Annotated in this window: 12 protein-coding genes and 1 tRNA gene; 2 read left to right on the top strand and 11 right to left on the bottom strand. The window is 73.3% G+C overall.

Annotated elements, in window-relative coordinates; translation table 11 throughout:
- Position 1: 1 nt before the first annotated feature.
- From pknB to KLP28_06615, 7 genes are read right to left on the bottom strand one after another with little or no spacing between them, the layout of a single operon-like run.
- The gene (gene pknB, locus KLP28_06645; GenBank protein ID QWC86362.1) at positions 2-1,903 is read right to left on the bottom strand and encodes a Stk1 family PASTA domain-containing Ser/Thr kinase; all 1,902 of its coding nucleotides are present in this window, start codon (positions 1,901-1,903) and stop codon (positions 2-4) included.
- Positions 1,903-3,468: a protein kinase gene (locus KLP28_06640; GenBank protein ID QWC86361.1), complete on the bottom strand. Its 1,566-nt coding sequence runs from the start codon at positions 3,466-3,468 to the stop codon at positions 1,903-1,905. Before KLP28_06640 ends, pknB begins: the two co-directional genes overlap by 1 nt.
- Positions 3,465-4,925 (bottom strand): penicillin-binding protein 2, encoded by a 1,461-nt coding sequence (locus KLP28_06635; GenBank protein QWC86360.1) that lies wholly within the window; start codon positions 4,923-4,925, stop codon positions 3,465-3,467. The genes KLP28_06640 and KLP28_06635 overlap by 4 nt, the downstream gene beginning before the upstream one ends.
- The gene (locus KLP28_06630; protein QWC86359.1) at positions 4,922-6,403 is read right to left on the bottom strand and encodes an FtsW/RodA/SpoVE family cell cycle protein; all 1,482 of its coding nucleotides are present in this window, start codon (positions 6,401-6,403) and stop codon (positions 4,922-4,924) included. Before KLP28_06630 ends, KLP28_06635 begins: the two co-directional genes overlap by 4 nt.
- Positions 6,404-6,408: 5 nt before the next feature.
- Positions 6,409-7,860 carry a protein phosphatase 2C domain-containing protein gene (locus tag KLP28_06625; GenBank protein ID QWC86358.1) on the bottom strand — a complete coding sequence of 484 codons (1,452 nt, stop codon included), beginning with the start codon at positions 7,858-7,860 and terminating at the stop codon, positions 6,409-6,411.
- Positions 7,861-7,872: 12 nt separating this feature from the next.
- Complete coding sequence (locus tag KLP28_06620) at positions 7,873-8,355, bottom strand: FHA domain-containing protein (protein ID QWC86357.1); 483 nt, start codon at positions 8,353-8,355, stop codon at positions 7,873-7,875.
- Positions 8,352-9,101 (bottom strand): DUF3662 and FHA domain-containing protein, encoded by a 750-nt coding sequence (locus KLP28_06615; protein QWC86356.1) that lies wholly within the window; start codon positions 9,099-9,101, stop codon positions 8,352-8,354. Before KLP28_06615 ends, KLP28_06620 begins: the two co-directional genes overlap by 4 nt.
- Positions 9,102-9,312: 211 nt before the next feature.
- On the opposite strand from KLP28_06615, the gene KLP28_06610 reads away from it, so the two are divergent.
- A tRNA-Leu gene (locus tag KLP28_06610) sits at positions 9,313-9,399 on the top strand.
- 231 nt (positions 9,400-9,630) lie between these two features.
- On the top strand, positions 9,631-10,656 hold the full coding sequence (locus KLP28_06605) for a hypothetical protein (GenBank protein QWC86355.1): 1,026 nt from the start codon (positions 9,631-9,633) through the stop codon (positions 10,654-10,656).
- Here KLP28_06605 and KLP28_06600 read toward each other — a convergent pair.
- The 4 genes from KLP28_06600 to KLP28_06585 are packed head-to-tail and all read right to left on the bottom strand — an operon-like array spanning position 10,620 to position 15,394.
- Positions 10,620-12,125 carry a HAMP domain-containing histidine kinase gene (locus tag KLP28_06600; protein ID QWC86354.1) on the bottom strand — a complete coding sequence of 502 codons (1,506 nt, stop codon included), beginning with the start codon at positions 12,123-12,125 and terminating at the stop codon, positions 10,620-10,622. The two genes, KLP28_06605 and KLP28_06600, sit on opposite strands and share 37 nt — an antisense overlap.
- 34 nt (positions 12,126-12,159) lie before the next feature.
- On the bottom strand, positions 12,160-13,011 hold the full coding sequence (locus KLP28_06595) for a DUF1206 domain-containing protein (GenBank protein ID QWC86353.1): 852 nt from the start codon (positions 13,009-13,011) through the stop codon (positions 12,160-12,162).
- 5 nt (positions 13,012-13,016) lie between these two features.
- On the bottom strand, positions 13,017-14,024 hold the full coding sequence (locus tag KLP28_06590; GenBank protein QWC86352.1) for a cobalamin B12-binding domain-containing protein: 1,008 nt from the start codon (positions 14,022-14,024) through the stop codon (positions 13,017-13,019).
- Complete coding sequence (locus KLP28_06585; GenBank protein ID QWC86351.1) at positions 14,021-15,394, bottom strand: serine/threonine-protein phosphatase; 1,374 nt, start codon at positions 15,392-15,394, stop codon at positions 14,021-14,023. The genes KLP28_06590 and KLP28_06585 overlap by 4 nt, the downstream gene beginning before the upstream one ends.
- Between the last annotated feature and the right edge of the window lie 115 nt (positions 15,395-15,509).

Raw genomic sequence — 15,509 nt, 5'->3', positions numbered from 1 at the left:
CTCAGCGGCCGCCCGGCCCCGCGGAGGAGGGCCCGGCCTCCGCCGGGGCAGGCCGCGGCGCGCGTCCGGGAGGGCCCGCACTCCCGCTGCCGGAGGCGGCCGGCGCCCGCTCGTCGCCGGGCAGCGGGGCTCCCTGGGGCTGCTCGGTCGGTGAAGGCTCCCCGGTCGGCTGTCCGTCGGGCTGTTGGGTCGGCTCCTCGGTCGGCGTGGGCGTCGGCTCCGGGGTGGGCTCGACCAGCTGACTGACCACGATCGTGACCTGCGACCCCTCCGAGGCCTCGGAGAGCCCCTCCGGCGACTGCCGCAGCACGATGCCGTCCTCGCCCTCGGTGACGGTCTCCTCGACGACGAAGACCGTGAAGTTGCGGCGCTCGAGGATCTCGGTGGCCTGCCCCTGCGACTGGCCGACCACGCTCGGCACGGTGCGAGGTCCTCGGGAGACATCGAAGGAGACCGTGCTGCCGGCGGCGACCTCCTCCCCGGCATCGGGGGACTGCGCCACCACCGTGCCCTGGGGCGCGTTGTTCGTGACGACGTTCGGATCCGCCTCGAGGTCGAGCGACTCGAGTGCCGCGATCGCGTCGGACCGCGAGCGGTTGATCAGCGAGGGCACCTCGCGATCGGGCAGGCCGGAGGAGACGACGACGTCGATCCTGGTGCCCGGCTCCGCCCGGTCGTCCGCCCCGGGATCCTGGGAGATGATGAGGCCCTGCTCGACCTCCTCGCTGGGCTGCGGATCGCGGTTGCCGAGCCTGAAGCCCTCGGCCTGCAGGCGCTGCCCGGCCTGCTGCACCGTGAGCCCCTCGAGGTCGGGCACCGGCTCGGTCGTCGGGGAGGCGAGCAGGTTCGGCAGGATCAGGACCGCGGCGACGATCACGCCCAGCAGCAGGAGCAGCAGGGCGATGAGTCCGCCGCGACCTCGTCTGCGCTTCTCACCCGGGCGCCCCTGCGGGCTGCCTGCGTACGCCGGCGCGACCATGGTCGTGCTCTGCCCCGCGGGATCGTCGAGCACGGTGGTGGCGGGAGCGGCCGCGACGGGCGCCGCGAGCACCGGGGAGCCCTCGAGCCACCGGTCGATGTCGGCCTTCATGGCGGCGGCGGACTGGTAGCGCTCCCCCTGGGGCTTCGCCAGCGCGGTGAGCACGATGCGGTCGATCTCCGGCGGCAGGTCCGGCTCGAGCTGGGACGGCGGAGCCGGTGCCTGGCGTACGTGCTGGTAGGCCACGGAGACGGGGTTCTCCCCCTGGAACGGCGGCCGGCCGGTGAGCAGCTCGTACAGCAGGCAGCCGGTGGAGTAGACGTCGCTGCGCAGGTCGACGTTCTCGCCGCGGGCCTGCTCGGGCGACAGGTACTGCGCGGTACCCACGACGGCTGCGGTCTGCGTCATCGTGGAGGTGGCGTCGGCGACGGCGCGGGCGATGCCGAAGTCCATGACCTTCACGTCGCCGGCGGGCGTCAGCATGACGTTGCCGGGCTTGATGTCGCGGTGCACGATGCCGGCGCGGTGGCTGTAGTCGAGTGCGGCGCAGACGTCGGCGACGATCTCCAGCGCACGCTCGGGGAGGATCTTGCGGCCCTCGCGCAGCACGTCGCGCAGGGTGCGCCCCGCCACGAGCTCCATGACGATGTAGAGGTTGCTGCCGGACCCCTCGGCGTCCAGCTCCTCGCCGGTGTCGTAGACGGCGACGATCGAGGGGTGGTTCAGCTGTGCCGCGGACTGCGCCTCGCGCCGGAAGCGCGCCTGGAACGTGGCGTCACCGGCCAGGTCGGTGCGCAGGCGCTTCACCGCGACGGTGCGGCCGAGACGGCTGTCGTACGCCTTGCGCACGTCGGCCATGCCGCCGCGGCCCAGCAGCTCGCCCAGCTCGTAGCGGCCCCCGACGATCGTCGGCTCGTTCGCCATCAGTCGTCCTCCTGCCCCGGCGGCCCCTCGCCGTCGGGTCCGTTGCCGTTGCTCGCGCCCTCGCCCCCGCCCGGGCCTGAGTCCTCCGCCGGGTCCTCCGCGGGGGGCTCGACCTCCGGCTCCTCGGGCCGGTCGTAGACGAGGAGGGTGATGGTGGTGCCCTCCTCGACCTCGCCGGTCGGGCTGAGGTCGGCGACCACCCCCTCGGCGTTGCTGCCGTCGTTGGTGATCGTGTCGCTCTCGACCCGCAGTCCGAGGTCCTCCAGAGCCTGCTCGGCATCGTCCTCGGTGCGTCCGACGTAGTCCGAGCGGTCCACGGTGACCGTCGGCACCGCTTCCTGCGTCGGCTCCGTCGGCTCGGGGGTCTCGCGCTGCGCACGGGGCGAGGGGGACTCGGAGGTCTCCTGCGGCGCGACCGGGTCGCGGTCGGCCCCCTGGGTGCCGAGGATGCCGACGGCGATCGCCACCAGCAGCAGCACCAGTCCGGCCGCGACGGCCGCCGGGACCCATCCGGGTCGTCCTCGACGGTCCTGCGGCTCCTGGGGGTCCCGCGGTCCCTGCGGCCCCTGCGGCCCCGTGGGCGAGCCGCCGGCCGCACGGGCGGCACCGGCAGCACCGGCAGCACCGGCGGCCCCGGCCGCGGCTGCCCCCGCCATGCCGAGCCCGGGCATCACCTTGGTCGCGCCCGCAGCCGCGCCGGCCGCTCCCAGAGGAGGAGATCCGAGGTCGGCGCGGCGCAGCGCCGCAGCCAGTGCCGCACCGTCCTCGTACCGGTCCGCCGGGTCCTTCGCCATGGCGCGCTGCACCACGGCTGCGAGGTCCGACGGCACGTCCTCGGGCAGCGGCGGCGGGTCCTGGCGCAGGTGCGCCAACGCGGTCTGCACGGGGCTGCCCTCGTCGAAGGGCCGCTCGCCGGCGAGGCACTCGTGCAGCACGACGCCGAGGGCGTACACGTCGCTGCGGGCCGTCGCCTGCTCGCCGGATGCCTGCTCAGGGGAGAGGTAGTGCGGGGTGCCGAGGACCTCCCCGGTCTGGGTCACGGCGGCGGAGTCGACGGCGCGGGAGATGCCGAAGTCGGTGATCTTCACGGCGCGCTGCGGCGTGACCAGCAGGTTGGCCGGCTTCATGTCGCGGTGGACGATGCCGTCGGCGTGGGCCGCGCCGAGCCCGTCGGCCACCGAGGCGATCAGGTCGCGGGTCTGGGCGGCGTCGAGGGCACCGTCGCCCAGCAGCTCCGAGAGCGGCTTGCCCCGCACCAGCTCCATCACCAGCCACGGCGGGAGGCTCTCGGAGCCCTGCGACCCGTCGCCGAAGTCGAAGACCGAGGCGATGGCCGGGTGGTGCAGGGAGGCGGCGTTGCGCGCCTCGGTGGCGAAGCGACGACGGAACGTCGGGTCGCCCACCAGCTCCCGTTTGAGGAGCTTCACCGCGACGCTGCGGTCCAGGCGGGTGTCGGTCGCGCGCCAGACCTCGCCCATGCCGCCGGTCGCGATGAGCTCGTCGAGGCGGTAGCGGCGGTCGGGGTCGGCGAAGCTCTCCATGGCCTGGGTCTGGTCGGGGCTCATCGCAGCACCGCCTCCATCACGGCCTTCGCGATCGGCGCCGCGAGGCCGCCGCCGGAGATCGCATCACGCTCCACCCCGGCGTCCTCCACCAGCACGGCCACGGCGACCCTGGGGTTGTCTGCGGGCGCGAAGGAGACGAACCAGGCGTACGGGGGGCGGTCCGGTGCGCTCTGCGCGGTGCCGGTCTTGCCGGCGACCGAGACGCCCTCGATCGCGGCGTTGGCCGCGGTGCCCTCCTCCACGACCGAGACCATCATCTGGGTGAGGTCCCGCGCCACCGACGGGCTGACGGCATCGGTGCGCAGGGCCGTCGGCTCGGTGCTGGAGAGCACCTGGAAGTCGGGGCTGGTGACCGTGTCGACCAGGTACGGCTGCATCACGGTGCCGTTGTTCGCGATGGCCGCGGTCACCATCGCCATCTGCAGCGGCGTCGCGGACACGTCGAACTGGCCGATCGCGGAGAGCGCGGTCTGCGGCTCGTCCGCGTCGCGGGGGAAGCGGCTCTGGGCGACCTGCTGCAGCTCGGGGAGGTAGTCCTGCTCGAAACCGAACCGCCGGGCCTGGTCGCTGATCGCCTCGGGACCGAGCTGCAGCCCCAGCCAGCCGAACGCGACGTTGCAGCTGACGTTCAGCGCCTGGGTGAGGGTGATCTCCTCGCCGCCGCAGGAGGCCCCGCCGGAGTTGATGAGGTCGGTGTCGGTCTGCGGCAGGTCGAGCGCGGTGCCGCCGGGGACGGCCGACTGCGGCGTGTACTGGCCCGAGGACAGCGCCGCCGCCGCCGTGACGAGCTTGAAGGTCGACCCCGGCGGCAGGGTGTTCGCCACCGCGCGGTTGACCAGCGGGTCGGCGGGGTCCTCCAGCAGACGGTCGTACCGTCGCTGGATCGCGCCGAGGTCGTGCGTGGCGAGCGCGTTGGGGTCGAAGGTCGGGTTCGAGACCATCGCGAGCACCTTGCCGGTGGCGGGCTCGAGGGCGACGACGGCGCCCCTGGTGTCCTCGCCGAGGGCGCGCAGCCCGGACCAGGCGGCCTGCTGGGCACGGGCGTCGATGGTCAGGGAGATCGATCCGCCCTGGGGCTCGGCGGAGTCGAGGAGGTCGACGACCTGACGGACGAAGAACCGCGAGTCCTCACCGGAGAGCACGGGGTTCTGGGTCTGCTCCAGCTGCGAGGCGCTGAAGTAGTTGAAGAAGCCGGTCAACGGTGCGTACTGGGGTCCGGCCGGATAGACGCGCTGGTAGTCGAAGCGGTCGTTGCTCGGCTCCGACGTCGCGATCGGCCGGCGCCCCACCAGGATCGAGCCGCGGTCCTGGGAGAACGCGGCGTCCTGCACCCGGCGGTTGCCGGCACGGTCGTTCAGGTCGCCTGCCTCGACGTACTGCAGCCACGTGACGTTGACCAGCAGGGCGGCGAAGAGGAGCAGCACGAAGACCGCCATCGTGCGGATCGGCTTGTTCACCTCAGTCTCACCACCTGCGTGTCGTCGTCGGAGGCGTCGTAGGCCACCTGGTCCCGGTCGGACGTGCTGCCGTCGCTGTCGTCGCCCCCGTCGGTGCCGAGGTCCGGCGGCGGACGCCGGGCCTGGTCGGAGATGCGGATCAGCAGCGCGATCACGACCCAGTTCGCCACGAGGGAGGAGCCGCCGTAGGACAGGAACGGCGTGGTCAGACCCGTCAGCGGGATCAGCCGGGTCACGCCGCCCACGACCACGAACACCTGGATCGCGAGGATGAGCGCGAGGCCGGAGGCGATGAGCTTGCCGTACGCGTCACGTGCCACCAGCGCGGTGCGCAGGCCTCGCTCGACGAGCAGGGCGTACACCAGCAGGATCGCCATCATGCCCGTCAGCCCGAGCTCCTCGCCCAGGGTCGAGATGATGAAGTCGGAGTAGGAGTACGGCACCAGGTCCGGCTGCCCCTGGCCCAGACCGCGGCCCACGAGCCCGCCCCACGCCATGCCGTACAGGGCCTGCACGATCTGGAAGCCCGAGCCGTCGGCGTCCGCGAACGGATCGAGCCAGGCCCCGACGCGGCTGCGCACGTGACCGGCACCGAGGTAGGCGAGCGTGGCACCGGCGATGAAGAGCGTGCTGCCCACGACGATCCAGCCGGGACGCTCGGTGGCGATGTAGAGCATCGTCAGGAACAGGCCGAAGAACAGCAGCGAGGAGCCCAGGTCGCGCTGGAAGACCAGGATGCCCAGGCTGACCAGCCACATCGCCAGGATGGGGCCGAGGTCGCGGCCGCGCGGCAGGTCGACGAACAGCACGCGCTTGCCGGCCAGGGCGAGGGCGTCGCGCGTGCGCACCAGGTAGCCGGCGAAGGCGAGCACGAGCAGCACCTTCGCGACCTCGCCCGGCTGGAAGCTGAACGGTCCGACGTTGATCCAGATGCGGGCGCCGTTGATCTCGGTGCCCAGCCCGGGCACGAGGGGCAGCAGCAGCAGCACGATCGCGGCGAGCCCGAGCGTGTAGGTGTACGGCTGCAGGATCCGGTGGTCGCGCACGGCGACCAGCACGGCGACGAAGAGCACCACGCCGACGGTCATCCAGATCAGCTGCCGGCCCGCGAAGAGCTGGGTCGCTTCGGGGCTCGCTGCCAGCGTGCCCTCGTCGATGCGCTTGATCAGGGCCAGTCCCAGACCGTTCAGCGCGCTGACCACCGGCAGCAGCACGGGGTCGGCGTACGGGGCGGTCAGACGCACCGTGACATGGGCCCCCACGACCAGGGTCACCAGCCAGCCGCCGTACCCGATGATGTCGGTCGGGATCTCGCCGCGCACGCCGAGGCCGACGGCCGCGTACGCCCCGATGCCGACGAGCAGGCTCAGCACGAGCAGGAACAGCTCCGCGACGCCGCGTCGCTTGTGCACGAGCTCGGGTCCGACCTGGTCGGGACCGGCGGTGAGGCCCGCGTAGCGAGAGGACCGTGAGGCCATGCTGCTCACCCCGTCCCGCAGCTGTCGGGGACCGGGTCGACCAGGGACTGCGGCGCCGTCACCGGTGACGGGCTGGCGGATGGGCCGGCAGACGGGTCGGGCGAGGGTGCGGTCGTCGGCTGCGCGACCGGCTGCAGCACCTCGCCGGGCACCAGGCGCGGGCACTGCACCAGCCGGGTGAGCCGGTCGACGATGGCCCGTGCGTCGTCGAGGTCCTCGGCGGGGATCGCGCCGTCGAGCTCGGCGAGGCTGTAGCCGGGCAGGCTGTCGGAGGCGAGGTCGGTGGTCTCGGCCACCCGGTTCAGCTCCAGCCCGGGGAGGTCTGCGTCGACACCGCGGAAGATCGCGACACGCTCGCCGTCGAGGGAGACGTAGTACTGCTGCTGGCTCCACGACCAGGCGGCGTACCCGGCGCCGCCCACGAGGCCGAAGACCAGCAGCGGGATCAGCAGACCACGCAGGCGCCACCACCGGGGGCGGTCCTGCGGGGCGTAGCGCAGCTCCTCGGGATCGCGCGGGGTGGTCCGCGCGGCGCGGCCGCCGCGGGCGGGTGCGGCGTCGCGCGCGAGCGACTCGCGGACCCCTTCCAGCTCGCCGGTGTCCCCGGACCGGTGACCGCGGAACCCGCCCCCGGGGGCGAGGTCGCGCGGCTGGTCGGCCGCAGCGCCCACGAGCATCGGACCGGTGCTGGCCGCGGCGTAGGTGTCGGCGTCCTCGGTCGCCGCGGCACCGGGATCGACGACCTCGGCGACCACGACGGTCACGTTGTCGGAGCTGCCGGCCTCCAGCGACTGGCGCACCAGCTCGACGGCCACGAAGTCCAGGCTGCCGCCGGTCATGATCTCGGCCAGCTCGTCGTCGTCGAGCACGCCGCTGCAGCCGTCGCTGCACAGCAGCACCCGGTCCCCCGCCTGCACGGCGAGGCTGAAGAGGTCGGGGTCGACCTCGTGCACGGCGTCGACGGCCTTCAGGATCACGTTGCGGTGCGGGTGCGTACGCGCCTCGTCGGGGGTGATGCGGCCCTCGTCGACGAGGCTCTGCACGAACGTGTGGTCGCTGGTGAGCTGCTCGATGCCGCCCGCGCGGAGCAGGTAGGCGCGGGAGTCGCCGACGTGGCCGAAGCCGAGGCGGACGCCGTCGAAGAGCGCGACCGTCGCGGTCGTGGAGGTGCCGTCGAGGTCGGCGTCGGCCTCGACGAGCTCCGCGATGCGGTCGTGGGCGCGGTGCAGACCGCCGGCCACGGCGCGCAGCAGCTGCTCCTCGCCCTCGTCGTGGCGGGACTGGTCGAGGCGGCGTACGGCGGCCACGGCCGTGGAGGACGCGACGTCACCGCGGGCGGACCCCCCGACCCCGTCGGCGACCGCGAGCAGATGGGGTCCGGCGTACCCGGAGTCCTGGTTGTCCTTGCGTACGCGTCCGACGTCGGACAGCGCGGCGTAGCGCAGAGCGAGGGCCATGGTGCGACCCGTCTACTTCCGCAGCTCGAGGATCGTCTTGCCGGTGCGCACCTGGGTGCCCGGCGCGATCGTCGTCGGCGTGGTGATGCGGCGGTTGTCGACGTAGGTGCCGTTGGTGGAGCCGAGGTCCTCGACGAACCACTGGTCGCCCGACCTGCCCACGCGGGCGTGGCGGGTGGAGACGTAGTCGTCGTCGAGCCGGATCGCGGCGTCGGATCCCCGGCCGATCAGCAGCGGCGCGTCGTCGAGGTCGGCACGGGCCCCGACGTTGTCGCCCTCGACCACCTCCAGATGCGTCGGCGCGCCACGACGCTTCGGCCGACCGGGCTTGGCGCCGCCGCGGCCCGGATCGGGACGACGGTCCGGCGTACGCGCCGAGCTCGGCACCCGCGCACCGAACAGGTCCGAGCGGACCACGGAGACCGCCGAGAGCACGAAGATCCACAGGATCGCCAGGTAGGCGAACTTGATGAGGACCAGGGTCAGCTCGCTCACTGCGCATCCTCCTCGTACCGGTCGCGGTCCTCGCGGCGGACGACGTGGAGGACGAGCGTGGTGTTGCCGATGCGCACCTCGGAGCCGTCCGTCAGGCGGGCGCGGGAGACGTCGTGACCGTCGACGCGCATGCCGTTGGTGGATCCGAGGTCCTCGACGTGCACGTCGGGGGTGCCTCGGCCGCCCGCCACCTGGAACTCCACGTGGCGTCGGCTGATCGAGGGGTCGTTGATGCGCAGCGTCGCGTCGGAGCCCCGCCCGACCACGACGCCGGGGGGCTCGAGCGGAACGCGTTCGCCGTTGACCTCGAGCACCAATCTGGTGCCGCGGCGGCCGGGCTCGGGGCCTCGGGAGGAGCCCGACGCGGCCGAGACGCTCGCGACCGCCTTGCTCAGCACCCGGAAGCGCCCGGTGCCGAACTCCTCGGCGGTCTCGAAGTCGATGACCAGCGGGCCCGCGAAGACGTAGCGTTGCTCCTCGGCGTAGTCCTTGAGCATGTCGGCGAGCTCGTCGGAGAGGGCGTCGGTGTACTCCGCGAGACGCTCGTGGTCGTACGGGCTCAGCTGGACGCGGAACGCGTTCGGCACGAGCCGGCGCTGGCGCGACAGGGCCTGGGAGGAGCGGTCGCACTCACGCTGCAGGGCCGCGGCCAGCTCGACCGGTTGCACGGCCGAGCGGAACGCGCGGGCGAAGGTGCCCGCCACGATCTCCTCGAGGCGGTCCTCGAAGCGTTGCAGCACTCCCACGGGCTCCTCCTCTCGAAGCGGTGCGGACCTCACGCCGGCTCTGTGCGCCGGCCGACGCGTGCGCCGACGTGACGGCGTCGAGTCATGCTAGCCGCCGGAGGTGCGGGTACCCGCGGGCGGAACGCCCATCCGCCGGCGGGCCGCGGCTGTCGTGCTCCTCACCCCGATTCGGCCGAGCCGCGGGGGCTGGGCTACGCTTGCCCGGCTGCTTGCGCGAGTGGCGGAATAGGCAGACGCGCACGGTTCAGGTCCGTGTGCCCGAAAGGGCGTGGGGGTTCAACTCCCCCCTCGCGCACCACAGAGAAGCCCCGGGTCGACTCCGACCCGGGGCTTCTCGTCTCTGCTGCCGAGATTTTGCAGGTCTGAAGTCCCGAATCGGGCGGCTGAAGGTCCCGGTGGAGGGGATCCTGGTGTCGGGAGGACCCAGGGAGGGGTCCTGGACGAGATCGGACCCGACATGATCGACAACGCTCCGCGGATAGGGCCGACCGTTGCGAACGGCAGATCAGGGCAGGCGGGACAGGTCGCCGTGCGTCTCGTCGTCCTCGTGGTCGCACTGCTGATCGCTGCACTCCTGGCGGGTCCGGGGTCCGCCGAAGCGGCCCCGGGCGGGGTCAAGGGCCGCAAGGCCCCGGCTGACGTGCCGACGACGGCGCCGACCACGGCGCCGACCACGGCGCCGGAGCCGGCACCCTCACCGTCCGGCCCCCGCTTCTCCGTGTTCCTGCCCGGCACCCCCGGTGATGCCGCGGACCTGGCGGCGCTCACCGAGCGCGCGGGAGCCGCACCGAGCATGGTGATGTGGTACGAGGCCTGGGCCACTACGCCCGACTTCCCCGCTGCGGCGGCCTCCCGGGTCGCCGCGGCCGGAGCGATCCCGCAGATCACCTGGGAGCCGTGGGACCCGGCGGCGGGCACCGCGCAGCCGGCGTACGCCCTGTCCCGCATCGCCGCGGGGCGGCTGGACCCCTACCTCCGCACCTGGGCCGACCAGGTGCGCGACTACGGCGGTTCGGTCGAGCTGCGGATCGCCCACGAGGCCAACGGCGACTGGTACCCCTGGGCCGTCGGGGTCGACGGCAACACCGCAGAGCACTACGTCGCGGCCTTCCGGCACGTCGTGGACGTCTTCGACGCCCGCGGGGCGACGAACGTCACCTGGGTGTGGTCGCCGAACATCTCCTACCCGGGGTCCACCCCGCTGGCGGCGTTCTACCCCGGTGACGCGTACGTCGACCAGGTGGCTCTCGACGGCTACAACTTCGGAGCCAGCCAGTCGTGGTCGACCTGGCAGAGTGCCGGCGAGCTGTTCTGGCCCACCATCGGTGAGGTGCAGGCGCTGACGGCGAGGCCGATCCACCTCGGCGAGGTCGCCTCGACCGAGGTCGGCGGCGACAAGGCGGCCTGGGTGGCTGACTTCTTCGCCGTGCTCGATGCCACGGCCGCGATCGAGGGCTTCTGCTGGTTCGACGTCGCCAAGGAGACCGACTGGCGCATCGACTCCTCCGAGGCTTCCCGTCAGGCGTTCGCCGCGGGACTGGCCTCGCTCGGCTGAACCACCGGGGACGCGACCGCCCCCGGACCAGGCAGGATCACCGTGAAGACCGATCCCGGGCGCCCGTCCCGGTAGCGGGGACGATAGGTGACGTCGCCTCCGTTGGCACGTGCCAGATCGCGCGTGATCGCCAGTCCGAGGCCGGTGCCGTGCAGTCCGCTGTGCGTCTCGGCGCGGGCGTACCGCTCGAAGAGGCGCTCGCGTACGTCCGACGGGACGACCCCGCCGTCGGCGACCTCGATCCTCACGCAACCGTCCGGGCCGGCCACGGCGGTGAGCGAGGTGACGCCCCCGGCGTACTTCTCGGCGTTGCTGGCGAGGTTCGTGAGGATCTGGTGCAGGTGCCCGGGCTGCACCCGCACCGTCGTCTCGTCGGTCGCCTGCGTCGTCGGCAGTCCGACGTCGCGCAGCAGGGGCGCGAGCTCGACGGTCTCCGGATGCGCCGAGAGCGCCCCGGTGTCGGCCGCGACCATCGCGGTGATGTCGGCGAGCACCTCGCGCGTGCGGCGTACGCTCCGCTCGGCGGTCGTGAGCGCGTCGCGCGCACCCTCGAGGTCGCCTGCCTCGACCGCCTCGGTGGCCACCTGGCTCCACCCGATCACCGACGTGAGGGGGTTGCCGACCTCGTGACCGAGCATCGAGAGCAGCTGCACCTTGAACGCGTTGGCCTCGGCGAGCACCTCGTTCTCGGCGGCGAGCACGGCGGCCTCGGCTGCCCGCTGCCGCACGGGCTGCAGCAGGGCGGCTCGCGCCGCGAGCACCTGCAGCGGGAGGGCGAGCAGCAGGAACCATGGGCCCGCGCTCCAGAGCACCGCGGTCAGTGCGCCGACGACGAGCACGGCTGCCTCGGTCACGTAGAAGGACACCGAGCGCAGCTGCCCGCGCAGCCACTGCTCCTGCTCGGCGTGGTTCAGCAGCGCGCTGCCGGCGAACAGCAGCATCTCGACCGTGAGGAACGCGAGTGCGGCGAGCGCCAGCGTGACCTCGGGGAGCGCGCTGCCCGAGACCGAGGCGTCGCCCGGCACGAGGGGTCCCGGACCGAGCACCACGTGGCGTACGACCAGCGCGGCGCACCCCGCCAGCACCAGGAAGGCGCCGGAGAAGACCCACTGCCACAGCGGCACGCGCATCCCGCGCCAGCGGGCGTGGGCGTACGTCGCCACGACCACGACCAGGAGCATCGGGGGCGGCAGGAGCAGCGCGCTCGCCAGCGCCCAGGCGGACAGCGCCTTGTGGGGCTGCTGTCCCTCCACCCGGCCGCCGATGAGGACCCGCGCCACCTCGATGTGGAAGACCGCGACGGCCAGCAGCATCAGCAGCGTCACCGGCGCCGGCGGCCCCACGGGCGTCGGGGCCAGCGGCAGCAGCAGCCACGGGAGCACCAGGGCGCCGACGCCGACGGTCACGAGGTACAGCCGGACCCGGCGGGTCGTCGAGGTCCACCCCTCCCACTCCGCGGCGGCTCTCACCCGCCCATCGTGGCATCCCGCGGGCGGACGGGGGTCAGGATCGGTGACGGAGGTGTCGCGCCCGCGCGAAGGCGAACAGGCCGTACGCCGCGAGGCCGACGGCGACCGCCATCACCGCGACGCGCCCGTACGGCTGGCTGACGAGCTCTCGGAGCGCCTGGTCCAGCCCGCCGGACTGCTGGGCGTCGTGGGTGAGGCCGCTGATGACGAACAGCAGCCCGACCAGGACGAACGCCGTGCCCTTGCCGACGTACCCGACCCGGGCGACCTTGTCGATCGCGGAGCCCGAGAGGCCCGACCAGCCCTCGGCGGCCAGCTTGTCGCGGTAGCGCGCGGTCAGGCCGGTGCGCAGCAGACCCCCGGCGTACGCCCAGACGGCGAGTCCGACGCCGACGACGAGCACCTGCCCGCCCGGCATCGACATGACCTGCGCCGTGAAGGTGTCGGTCTGCCCGCCGTCGCTGCCGCCGCCCAGCACGATCTTGGCGGTGCTCCAGGCCAGCGTGGCGTACAGGGCGGCCTTCAGCGTCGAGTACGCCGGCATGACGACGGCCTTCGCGCCGGTCTCGTCGCGGTGCGAGTACGCCGCCTCCAGCAGCCTCGCCACGACCAGGGCGACGAACCCGACGGCGATCACGATCAGCAGGATGCGGCCGAAGGGTGCGCCTGCCAGCTGGCTCAGCGCGCCGTCGCTGGTCGCCCTGCCGGAGCCGGCACTGCTGCCCAGGGCGATGCGGACGGCGATGAGCGCCACCAGCAGGTGCACGGCGCCGAAGCCGAGCAGCCCCAGACGCACCACCTGCTGGAAGGTCTCGCTGTCGTCGAGGCGTCTGCCCCACGCGTCGACGTCGCGGGCGAGCTGCTCGCCGGGACCGGCGGAGTCCACGGGCCTCAGCGCGGTGGTGCGACGTCGGCGAGCATGCGGCTCGCGAGGGGGAACTCGCGCACGGCCTGGGTCACCGCGCTGCGGACGGCCTCGACGACGCCGTGTCCGCCGCGCCGCTCGAGCACCTGCTCGAGCCAGTCCCAGGCCTGGGACACCGCACCCGGGTCGTTGACGATCAGGGCCGCCTCGAGGGCGCCCAGCACGTGTGGCAGCTGGTCGTCGACGAAGTCGCGCCAGTCGCGCTCGGAGGTCAGCGTCAGGGCCGTCATGGCGGCGGCGGCGATGTCGCGTCGGCGTGCGGTGAGCTGCTCGGCCTCCTCGCGGGCGGCGGAGCGTACGAGCACCAGGGGGGCGACGCGCGCCGGCAGGGCGCGGATGACGTCGGGCAGGGCTCCTCCGCGCTCGGCGTGCGCCGTGGCGCCGAGCGCCGCCGCACGCAGACCGTCGGGGTCGAAGGCGGACCCGCCGACCACGACCGGGACGCGCGCCGAGCGCACGACCTCGACCAGCCGCTGCACGTACGGCAGCGAGGAGGCGAGCGAGGCGCTGACGACGACGGCGCGGGTGTTGAGGCGCACCGTCTCGTGGTGGACCGCCGGCACGTGCAGGTCGGCGCCGAGGAAGACCGCGGGCACGTCCTGGTCGTTCAGCAGCACCGTGACCGCGAGCCCGGGCAGGGCGTGCCACTCGGACTCTGCGCAGACGACCAGCACCTCGGCCCCTGCCGGCTTGGTCTGCGAGGTGCGGCGGATCGTGCCGACCCGACGCAGCACCGCCTCGTTGAGCGCGGTGGCGGCGTGCTCCCGCGAGACCGACCAGGCGTCGTCCGCCCACAGCTGGCCGACGTGGTGCTGGGTGGGGGTGAGGAGCCGCTCCACGATGTCGGTGACGCTCCATCCCTGCTCGATGAGGGACACCGCGGCACCGAGGGCGCCGGACAGGTCGTCGGCCTCGACGTGCTTCCAGTAGTCCCGGACCTCGGGGGTCGCGAGCTCGGTGACCGTCCCGGTCATGAGGCCCGGGAGTCGAGGGAGCGCGGCTCGTCGAGGTGGGCGGCAGCCGTCTCGACCGGTCGCACGGGACAGCGCACCACCATGACCGTGCGGTCGTCCTGGTCACGCAGCCGGTCGGCGAAGTCGTCGACGAGCAGGCCGAGGCGCTCGGCCATGGCCTGCGCCCGGAGCCCGGCCAGGGGGACGAGCTCCTCGGTCAGCCGCTCCTCGCCGAAGACGTCGTCGGCGCTCTGCGCCTCGGTGATGCCGTCGGTGTAGATGAGCAGGGAGTCGCCGGGCTCCAGCGTCACCGTGTCGGCGGTGAACTCCGGGTCGGGATACAGACCGAGCACGGGCCCTCGCGCCTGCATCGTCTCGACGATGCCGTCGGCCCGGAGCACCAGGGGCGGGCAGTGGCCCGCGGTGGCCACGTCGACCAGCAGGCTGCCCTCGGGCTGCGGGCGGCTGCGTACGCAGGCGGCGGTGGTGAAGAAGCCGGCGTACTCCTCGGGCTCGTCGGAGGCGACCTGGTTGACGATGTCGAGGACCCACGACGGGCGGCGGTCCACACGGGCCGCGGTGCGGAAGGCCGCGTGGAGGCGCTTCGCGGTCACGGCCGCCTCGACGCCCTTGCCCATCGCGTCGGCGACGACGACCGAGAGGTCGTCCTCGTCGCCGGTCACGGCGACGCAGTCGCCGCCGAGGCCCAGGCCGGCGTCGGCGACACGGCTCCACAGGCCGAGCTCGGCGCGCGCGAGCTGGGGCATCGGGGGGATCAGGGCCTCGCGCATCGTCGAGGCGAGGTAGCGGCCCTCGGAGAGCAGCGCGCACGTGTCGAGCGACATCGCCACCCGGTCGACGAGCAGCTCCAGGTCGCCGACAGCCTCCGAGCGCAGCTCCGCGGACCCGCGGAAGGCCACCGACAGCAGGCCGTAGCCGCGGCCGCGGGCGCGGAGCGGGAAGAACAGCAGCTCCTTGCTCGCCGCCTCCTCGATGCGCTCGACGAGCTCGGTGTCGCCGAAGACGAGCGAGAGCAGCCGGATGCGGTCCGCCGTGTGCGGGGGCAGGACCCAGCGCTGGGTCGTGCCCAGCTGGATGATCTCGTGCAGCGCCTGCGCCTGGGGGCGGCCGACCGAGCAGAGCTCGGCGTCCAGCGGCACGACGTCGGTGGTCGCCGCCGCGGCGATCCAGGACGTGCCCGGGTGCACCGCGATGTGGGCGACGGCGAGACCGTGCTCGACGAGCTCGCAGACGACGGCCTCGACGGCCTTCTGCGGGTGCTGCACGGCTTCGATGTGGCGTACGCACAGGTCGGCGAGCCGGTGGGCGGCGTAGCGTTCGCCGGCCGCGTCGCCGGAGGTCTTCGAGGAGACGAAGAACGGACTGGTCACGGGAACACCTCCCAGACCCGTGGTGGTTCACGTCGGTCGTGCACTGAGCGTGCAGAAACGACGCGCTTGCCGTCTCAGCGTAGCGCGCTCGGGTTCAGAGGTACAGATCGCGACA

This window comes from Nocardioidaceae bacterium (genome assembly GCA_018672315.1).
Taxonomy (GTDB): domain Bacteria; phylum Actinomycetota; class Actinomycetes; order Propionibacteriales; family Nocardioidaceae; genus TYQ2.
This window is presented reverse-complemented; position numbering and strand designations above follow the sequence as displayed.